This is a genomic window from Streptomyces sp. WAC05374 (assembly GCF_004353505.1).
Taxonomy (GTDB): Bacteria; Actinomycetota; Actinomycetes; order Streptomycetales; family Streptomycetaceae; genus Streptomyces.
This window is the reverse complement of record NZ_SMNQ01000003.1, coordinates 571,214-579,070: the sequence shown is the minus strand read 5'-3', so window position 1 is coordinate 579,070 and position 7,857 is coordinate 571,214. Positions and strand designations below refer to the sequence as shown.

Below are 7,857 nucleotides of genomic sequence, written 5' to 3'. Positions count from 1 at the left end.
TTCATAGTGTTTCGGTGGTCATAGCGTTAGGGAAACGCCCGGTTACATTCCGAACCCGGAAGCTAAGCCTTTCAGCGCCGATGGTACTGCAGGGGGGACCCTGTGGGAGAGTAGGACGCCGCCGAACAAATTTTGTGGGAAAGCCCCGCACCTCTGGTGCGGGGCTTTTTCGCGTTCCGGGCCTTTTACGAGGGGCTGACCAGCCTGGTGTCGTAGGCCAGGATGACCGCTTGGACGCGGTCCCGCGCGCCGGTCTTGGCGAGAATCCGGCCCACATGGGTCTTCACCGTCGATTCGGCGAGGTGGAACCGCTCGGCGATTTCCGTGTTCGTCCAGCCCTGGCCGATGACCGTGAGGATCTCGCGTTCCCGGTCCGTCAGCCGTGCCAGGCGCGGGTCCGGGGCGGCGGGGGCGCCGGGGGTGGGCGGCAGGTGGTGGACGTAGGCGTCAAGGAGCCGGCGCGTGAGGCCGGGGGCGACGACCGCGTCCCCGCTCGCCACCGCGCGGATGCCCGCGAGGAGTTCCTCGGGCAGGGCGTCCTTGACGAGGAAGCCGCTGGCTCCGGCGCGGAGGCCCTCGTACGCGTACTCGTCCAGGTCGAAGGTCGTGAGGATCAGGACCCTGGTGCGGTCGCCGGCGGCGACGATGCGGCGGGTGGCGTCGATGCCGTCCATGCCCGGCATGCGGATGTCCATGAGGGCGACGTCCGGATGCAGGTGCGCGGCCATGCGTATCGCCTCGGTGCCGTTGGCGGCCTCGCCGACGACGCTCATGTCGTCCTGGCTCTCCAGGAGCATGCGGAAGCCGAGGCGTTGCAGTGGCTGGTCGTCGACGAGGAGCACGGTGGTCACGGGGAGCTGTCCTTCGGTAGGTGCAGGTGGACGCGCCAGCCGCCGGGCGGCTGGGGCAGGGGGCCGGCGTCGAGTGTGCCGTTGTACAGGGCGGCGCGTTCGCGCATGCCGGTGAGGCCGCGACCGTGGCCCGTTCCGGGCTCGCCGTGGCCGGTGTCCGTCACCGTGACGGTGATGCCGTCCCCGTACGTGAGGTCGACCGTGGCCGTGGCGGTCGGGCCGGCGTGCTTGAGGGTGTTGGTGAGGGCTTCCTGGACGACGCGGTAGACGGTGAGCTGCCGGCCGGCGGGGAGGGCCTCCGGGGTGCCGTGAGTGGTGAGGCGGACCGGGAGGCCGGCGGCCCGGACACCGTCGAGCAGACGGTCCAGGTCCGTGAGGGCCGGCTGCGGGGACCGGTCGGCGGCGGTGCCCGGCGGTTCGTCGCGCAGCACGTCCAGGAGGCGGCGCAGCTCCGTGAGGGCCTGCCGGCTGGTCGTGGCGATGGCGCCGAGGGCCTCGGCGGCCCGCTCCGGGGACTTGGCGGCCGCGTAGGCGCCGCCGTCCGCGAGGCCCGTGATGACGGACAGGTTGTGGCCGATGATGTCGTGCATCTCGCGGGCGATCCGGGTCCGTTCGGCGGCGGCGGCGAGCCGGGCCTGCTGGTCGCGTTCGATCTCGAGGCGGTGGGCGCGCTCGACGAGGGACGCGGTGTACTCCTGGCGCGTACGGACGACGATCCCGAGCAGGGAGACGAGGGCGAACGTCCACAAGGACGGCACGATCTGCTGGTCCCAGCTTCCGCTGGGGTAACGGATCGCCGCCAGCAGGTTCGGGACGGTCACCAGGGCCGCCGCCCACCACAGGGTCTTCGGCGGCAGCCGCAGGGCGACGTTGAAGACGACGACGTGCACGATGAGCCCGGCCTGGAGCATCGCGCCCGTCCAGCCGCTGACCAGGATGACCGGCGCCATGGCCACGAGGACGCGCACCGGGTGCGTGCGCCGCCACAGCAGGGGGACGGTGAAGCCGAGGCTCATGGTGACGACGAGCCACTGCGGCACGTCCGTGTTCCGGGCGATGTTGCGCCAGCCGCCGCCCGCGTCGACGAGCGCGGCCACCACGAAGAAGCCGGTCAGCAGCAGGTCCCAGGCCGACGGGTGGCGGCGGTCGACGTCCCGGACGCGCTGCACCGCGCCCTGGACGAGCGCGGTGAGCGGCTGCTGGTGCGGAGGGCGGGGCGCGGGGAGTGGAGGCCGGAGCCGGCTCCCGGTCCCGGTCCCGGTCCCGGTTTTGGGCCGGGGACGGAGTCGGGGGCGGGTTCGGGAGCGGGGTCGGGGGCGGGCGGTCATCCGATCATCCTCGTACGGAAGGGCTCATACGTCCCGGCGTTTCATGAGCAGCGCCGCCGCGCCGAGGGACGCGCCCGCCCACAGGCACAGGGCGAGGAGCGCCGCGCCCGGGCCGGCCGCTCCGGGCAGGGGAGTGGCGGAACCGAGCGCGCCGAACGCCTGGGTGGGGAAGTGGGCGACGGCGGTGTCGACGGCCTCGTACGGGAGCATCGTCAGGATCTCCGGGAGGATCACGACCCCGCCGACGAAGGCGCCGAGGGCGCCGGGTACCGAGCGGAGCAGGGCGCCGAGGCCCAGGGCGAGGAGGCCGACGAGGGTGAGGCCGGCGGAGTTGCCGGCGATGGCGCGCAGGACGCCCGGGTCGGTGAGGGAGGCCGCCTGGTCCGTGTCGGCGAGGAACAACTGGGCGCCGAGGAAGGTGGCCAGGGCGGTGAGGAGGCTGAGCGCGTACACCGTCGCAGCGAAGACGGCCGCCTTGGCCCACAGAACGGGTGTGCGGCGCGGTACGGCGGTGAGGGAGGCGCGGATCATGCCGGTCGCGTACTCGCCCGCCGTGACGAGGACGCCCAGGACCGCGAGGACGATCTGGGAGAGCATCGTGCCGTAGAGGACGAGGACCACGGTGTCGATGTCGGCGTCGTTCCCGCCGGACGTGTACGTGACGCCCATGACGAGGCCGATGCCGAGGGTGACCGCGCTCGCGGAGAGGGCGGTGATCCATGTCGAGCGCAGGGTCCACAGCTTGTGCCACTCGGAGCGCAGCACCCGGGCCGGGGTCACCTGGTGGGCGTGGGTCGTCATGCCGCGGCTCCCGTGTACTCGACCGCCTCGTGGGTGAGGTCCATGAACGCCTGCTCCAGGGAAGCGGTGCGCGGGGTCAGTTCGTGGAGGGGGATGGCGCGGGCGGCGGCGACCGCGCCGATGTCCGGGGCGTCCATGCCGTGGACGTCCAGGCTGTCCGGGCCGTCGGGGACGGCCGTGGCGTCCGGTGACGCGGCGAGGAGGGCGGCGCGCAGTTCGCCGGCCCGTGGGGTGACGACCCTGACGCTCGCCGCGCCCTTCTCCCGTACGAGGTCGGCGACGGTCGTGTCGGCGAGGAGCCGGCCGCGTCCAATGACGACGAGGTGGTCGGCGGTCAGGGCCATCTCGCTCATCAGGTGGGAGGAGACGAGGACGGTACGGCCGTCGGCGGCGAGCGACTTGAGGAGGGTGCGGATCCACAGGACGCCGTCCGGGTCGAGGCCGTTGACCGGCTCGTCGAGGATGACGGTGGCGGGGTCGCCGAGGAGGGCGGACGCGATGCCGAGGCGCTGGCCCATGCCGAGGCTGAAGTTCTTGACGCGCTTGTGGGCGACCTCCGACAGGCCCGTCAGGGTGAGTACCTCGGTGACGCGGGAGCGTGGGATGCCGTGGGTGTGCGCCAGCGCCATCAGGTGGTTGTGGGCCGTGCGGCCCGGGTGGATGGAGCGGGCCTCCAGCAGCGCGCCGACTTCGGTGAGGGGCGCGGGGTGGGTGGCGTACGCGCGGCCGCCGATGGTGGCGCGGCCGCGGGTGGGGGCGTCCAGCCCGAGCAGCATGCGCATGGTGGTGGACTTGCCTGCGCCGTTCGGTCCGAGGAAGCCGGTGACGGTGCCGGGGCGGACGGTGAAGCTCAGGTCCCGGACGACGGTTCTGCCGCCGTAACGCTTGGTCAGTTCATGGGCGCGGATCATGTCGTCGACGCTACGGAGCGGGGCGCGGGCGGGCGTCCGACCGGGGGCGGGAGGTGGGCGAGGGGCGTAGTACCGGGGTAGGACGGGGCCCCTGAGGGTTCTCCCCGCCGCGAAACCGCGTTGCCGGGGAGCGCGGGGCGGGGCCAGGATCAGGTCATGGAACATGTGATACGTCCCGTGCGCGCCGACGAGTGGCGCGAGGCCCGCGAGATCCGGCTCGCCGCTCTCCAGGACCCGGCCGCTCCCCTCGCCTTCCTCGACACGTACGAGGCGGCTGTCGAACGGCCCGACGCCTACTGGCAGGAGCGGACCGCGGGGGCGGCGGAGGACAGCGACGGCGCCCACCAGTTCGTGGCCGAGGCGCCGGACGGGTCGTGGGACGGCACGGTGACCGTGCTGGTGGAGCGGGCCGGGGAGGACACCCGGTTCGGCACGGCGCCGGAGGTGGACCAGACGCACGTGGTCGGCGTGTACGTACGCCCCGGTGCGCGGGGTGCCGGGCTGGCGGACGCGCTGTTCCGGGCGGCGGTGGAGTGGTCGTGGTCGCTGGCCGGGCCCGTCCGGCGGGTGCGGCTCTACGTGCACGAGCGGAACGGGCGGGCCGAGTCCTTCTACCGCAAGGCCGGGTTCGTGCCGACCGGTGACAGCCTGCCGCTGGAGGGGGACGCCAGCGGGGCGCGCGAGGTGGAGTACGAGGTGCGGCGGCCTGCCGGAGTGTGAGGGGCGTTCGGGGGGGGCGTGGTTCGGGGGTGCGGGGCCGGCGGGGCGCACGCTCAGGTGAGGGCGACCGTCAGGTGGGTGCCCGGGGGTGCGGGGCCGGCGGGGCGCGCGCTCAGGTGAGGGCGTGGTCCGGCCAGCGGGCGCGGCCCTGTTCGGCGGAGCGGAGCAGGGCGTGGGCCGGCAGGCCGATGTCCTGACCGGACGTCAGCAGCCCGGGCAGGCCGGGCAGGGGGGCCACGGCGGCGACGTCGTCGAGGACGAGCGTCAGTGGTGGGTCGAGCCGACCGTCGGATGACCGTGCGGCCATGCGGCGGCCGTGCTCGACCACGTCTGAGGCGAGCGCGGTCAGCAGAGGCATCGCGCCCGGGTGGGTCCTCGGGTCCTCGATCGGTTCACCCACCACATAAAGGGTGCCCCCTTCGGCGATGAATGATTCCAGAGCCAGCGAATCAGTTCGATGGGGTGTGCATGCCTCACGGATGTGGACCGACGACAGCGACGACAGCGCCCGTACGGTCAACTCCTGGGCGACCTCGCGCCGTTCCGGGTAGGCCGTGAGGGCGGACTCGAGCAGGCCGGCGTGGCTGTTCGTGGCCTTGGGATGCGTCCGGAGGACGCGTACGGGCTCGTGGGCGCCGTTGTTCTGCGCCCAGCGCTGCACCTGCTTGAAGGGGCGCCCGTCCACGGCGGCCGCGTGCAGCCAGCAGCGGAGGAGCGTTTCGGCGGTGTCGGCGACGGCGGCGTCCACCCGTGCCCGGGGGCGTACCGGGGCGAGGAGCGCGGCGGCACGGGCGGCGGCCGTCCCGGTGTCCTCGCAGCCGTGGGTGGGGGACCAGTGGAGCCGCGCGGGCGTGTCGCACAGGTGGCCGGGGTCGTAGACGAGGACGGGGCCGAGCTTGGCGCGGGCATCCTTGGTGTCGGCCCACAGGCCCGGGTCGGACGTGACGACCAGGGCGGGGCCGTCGGCCTCCTCGATGGCCCGGCGGGCGACGGGGCGGCGGGCGGCGGCGGCGCCGTAGAGGACGCGGGGGGCGGGGGTGGGGGTGATGTCGGGGGCGAGGCCGGTGGCTGTGGCGGGGGGGGGGGCGGGGGCGGGGGCGGGGGGGGCGGGGGGGGCGGGGGGGGGGGGGGGGGCGGGGGGGGGGGTGGGGGGGGGGGGGGGGGGGGGGGGGGGGGGGCGGGGGGGGGGGGGGGGGGTGGCGGCGGTCGCTGCCGCGGGGACGGCGTGAGGCCTCGTGGCGGAGGTGGGGCCGGTGGCTGGTTCGGGGGTGCGGTGCGGTGCAGGCGCAGGGGCGGGCGCGGCAGCCGGACCCTGGCCCTGCGCCTGGCCCTGACCTTGAGCCGGACCCGGGCCGTGGCCCTGCGCCGGACCCTCGGCCGGACCCTTGGTCTGGACCGGCACCTGCACCGGCGGCTCCCGGTCCCTCCGTACCGCCGCCGCGCCCGAGACCGCGCCCCGCGCCTTCCCCGCCGCGCGTACCGCACGCCAGCGGGCCAGCGTCCCCACCACGAAGATCCCCAGCACCACCAGCACCAGGAGCTCACCGATGAACAGGCCCCAGAACAGCCCGTAACCGGAAAGCTGGCCCGCCGGTGTGGCGGGCCACGCCCCGGCCAGGTCCTGGGGCTGCGCGACCAGGCTCCGGATCGCCAGCGGGGCCTGGCGGAACGTCACCCCGTCGGGCCACGCCCCGTGCGCGAACAGCCCCGCCAGCCCGGTCGCGCTCCACACCAGCAGCGTCGCGCCGAGCAGGAACAGCAGCAGGCCCACCAGCAGCCCGTCGGGGATGCCCCGCTCCTCACGTCCCCGGTCCGGGGTCCCGCGGTTCATGTCAGGCCACCGTCGACTGTGAGGACGCGTTCATCTGCTGCTCGATGAGGGCCGCGCGCTGCTCCGCCTCCCATTCCGCGGCCTGGATGTCCTCCGGTACGGAGGACTCCGTCATCGCCCGGTCCGTGTAGACCAGCGGGCGTTCCGCCTCCGTGACGAGGTGTTTGACCACCTGCACATTGCCGTTGACGTCCCAGACCGCGATGCCGGGCGTGAGGGTGGGGATGATCTCCACCGCCCAGCGCGGCAGGCCGAGCACCCGGCCGGTCGCCCGTGCCTCGTCGGCCTTCTGGGCGTAGATCGTCCGTGTGGAGGCCATCTTGAGGATCGCCGCTGCCTCGCGTGCCGCCGCTCCGTCCACGACGTCGGAGAGGTGGTGCACCACCGCCACGAACGACAGGCCGAGCCGCCGGCCGAACTTCAGCAGCCGCTGGAAGAGCTGCGCGACGAACGGGCTGTTGATGATGTGCCACGCCTCCTCCACCAGGAAGATGCGCTTCTTGCGGTCCGGCCTGATCCAGGTGTGCTCCAGCCACACCCCGACGATCGCCATCAGGATGGGCATGGCGATCGAGTTGCGGTCGATGTGGGAGAGGTCGAAGACGATCAGCGGGGCGTCGAGGTCGATGCCGACCGTCGTCGGTCCGTCGAACATGCCCCGCAGGTCACCGTCGACGAGCCGGTCGAGCACGAGCGCGACGTCCAGGCCCCAGGCCCGTACGTCGTCTATGTCGACGTTCATCGCGGCCGCCGACTCCGCCTCCGGGTGGCGGAGCTGCTCGACGATGTCGGTGAGGACGGGCTGGCGGTCGGTGATGGTCGCGTTGACGTACGCGTGCGCGACCTTCAGCGCGAAGCCGGACCGCTCGTCCAGGCCGTGGCCCATGGCGACCTCGATGATCGTCCGGAGCAGCGCGAGCTGACCGGTCGTGGTGATCGACGGGTCGAGCGGGTTGAGCCGGATGCCGTCGTCGAGGGCGGCCATCGGGTCGAGGCGGATGGGAGTTATTCCCAGCTCCTGGGCGATGAGGTTCCACTCGCCGACCCCGTCCTCGCCCTGGGCGTCGAGGACGACGACCTGGCGGTCGCGGAAGCGGAGTTGGCGCAGGACGTAGGTCTTCTCCAGCGCCGACTTGCCGTTGCCGGACTCGCCGAGGACCAGCCAGTGGGGGGCGGGGAGCTGCTGGCCGTACAACTGGAAGGGGTCGTAGACGTACCCCTTGCCGCTGTAGACCTCGCGCCCGATGATCACGCCGGAGTCGCCGAGGCCGGGCGCGGCGGTCGGCAGGTAGACGGCCTGGGCCTGGCCCGTCGACGTACGGACGGGAAGCCGGGTCGTCTCGACCTTCCCGAAGAGGAAGGAGGTGAACGCCTCGGTGAGGGCTGACAGCGGATCACGCATCGGAATCAGGCCC

7 protein-coding genes and 1 rRNA gene are annotated in these 7,857 nt (G+C 73.5%); 2 read left to right on the top strand and 6 right to left on the bottom strand.

Going from position 1 to position 7,857, the window contains the following annotated elements; all coding sequences use genetic code 11:
• The first annotated feature begins 10 nt into the window (after positions 1-10).
• Positions 11-127, top strand: a 5S ribosomal RNA gene (gene rrf, locus E2B92_RS10375).
• A gap of 58 nt (positions 128-185) precedes the next feature.
• Here the strand turns inward: rrf and E2B92_RS10370 are convergent.
• The 4 genes from E2B92_RS10370 to E2B92_RS10355 are packed head-to-tail and all read right to left on the bottom strand — an operon-like array spanning position 186 to position 3,891.
• Entirely contained in the window at positions 186-851 is a 666-nt protein-coding gene (locus E2B92_RS10370) for a response regulator (protein WP_126889573.1), read from the bottom strand.
• On the bottom strand, positions 848-2,179 hold the full coding sequence (locus tag E2B92_RS10365) for a sensor histidine kinase (protein WP_133087477.1): 1,332 nt from the start codon (positions 2,177-2,179) through the stop codon (positions 848-850). Before E2B92_RS10365 ends, E2B92_RS10370 begins: the two co-directional genes overlap by 4 nt.
• Positions 2,180-2,203: 24 nt before the next feature.
• Complete coding sequence (locus E2B92_RS10360) at positions 2,204-2,980, bottom strand: ABC transporter permease (protein WP_126889607.1); 777 nt, start codon at positions 2,978-2,980, stop codon at positions 2,204-2,206.
• A complete protein-coding gene (locus E2B92_RS10355; protein WP_126889606.1) occupies positions 2,977-3,891 on the bottom strand; it encodes an ATP-binding cassette domain-containing protein in 915 nt (304 codons plus the stop codon). Before E2B92_RS10355 ends, E2B92_RS10360 begins: the two co-directional genes overlap by 4 nt.
• Before the next feature lie 156 nt (positions 3,892-4,047).
• Here E2B92_RS10355 and E2B92_RS10350 point away from each other — a divergent pair, with 156 nt between their 5' ends.
• Positions 4,048-4,611, top strand: coding sequence for a GNAT family N-acetyltransferase (locus tag E2B92_RS10350; RefSeq protein ID WP_133087476.1), 564 nt, complete (start codon positions 4,048-4,050; stop codon positions 4,609-4,611).
• Positions 4,612-4,723: 112 nt separating this feature from the next.
• Here the strand turns inward: E2B92_RS10350 and E2B92_RS32940 are convergent, their stop codons facing one another.
• The gene (locus E2B92_RS32940) at positions 4,724-6,442 is read right to left on the bottom strand and encodes a type VI secretion protein (protein WP_200840163.1); all 1,719 of its coding nucleotides are present in this window, start codon (positions 6,440-6,442) and stop codon (positions 4,724-4,726) included.
• Position 6,443: 1 nt separating this feature from the next.
• A complete protein-coding gene (locus tag E2B92_RS10335) occupies positions 6,444-7,844 on the bottom strand; it encodes an ATP-binding protein (RefSeq protein ID WP_126889402.1) in 1,401 nt (466 codons plus the stop codon).
• Positions 7,845-7,857: the final 13 nt, after the last annotated feature.

What these genes read in the sequence shown, in the direction of transcription:
- E2B92_RS10365 (WP_133087477.1), bottom strand. Translation starts at nt 2,179, where the DNA reads ATGACCGCCCGCCCCCGACCCCGCTCCCGAACCCGCCCCCGACTCCGT.
- E2B92_RS10335 (WP_126889402.1), bottom strand. Translation starts at nt 7,844, where the DNA reads ATGCGTGATCCGCTGTCAGCCCTCACCGAGGCGTTCACCTCCTTCCTC.
- E2B92_RS10355 (WP_126889606.1), bottom strand. Translation starts at nt 3,891, where the DNA reads ATGATCCGCGCCCATGAACTGACCAAGCGTTACGGCGGCAGAACCGTC.
- E2B92_RS32940 (WP_200840163.1), bottom strand. Translation starts at nt 6,442, where the DNA reads ATGAACCGCGGGACCCCGGACCGGGGACGTGAGGAGCGGGGCATCCCC.
- E2B92_RS10360 (WP_126889607.1), bottom strand. Translation starts at nt 2,980, where the DNA reads ATGACGACCCACGCCCACCAGGTGACCCCGGCCCGGGTGCTGCGCTCC.
- E2B92_RS10350 (WP_133087476.1), top strand. Translation starts at nt 4,048, where the DNA reads ATGGAACATGTGATACGTCCCGTGCGCGCCGACGAGTGGCGCGAGGCC.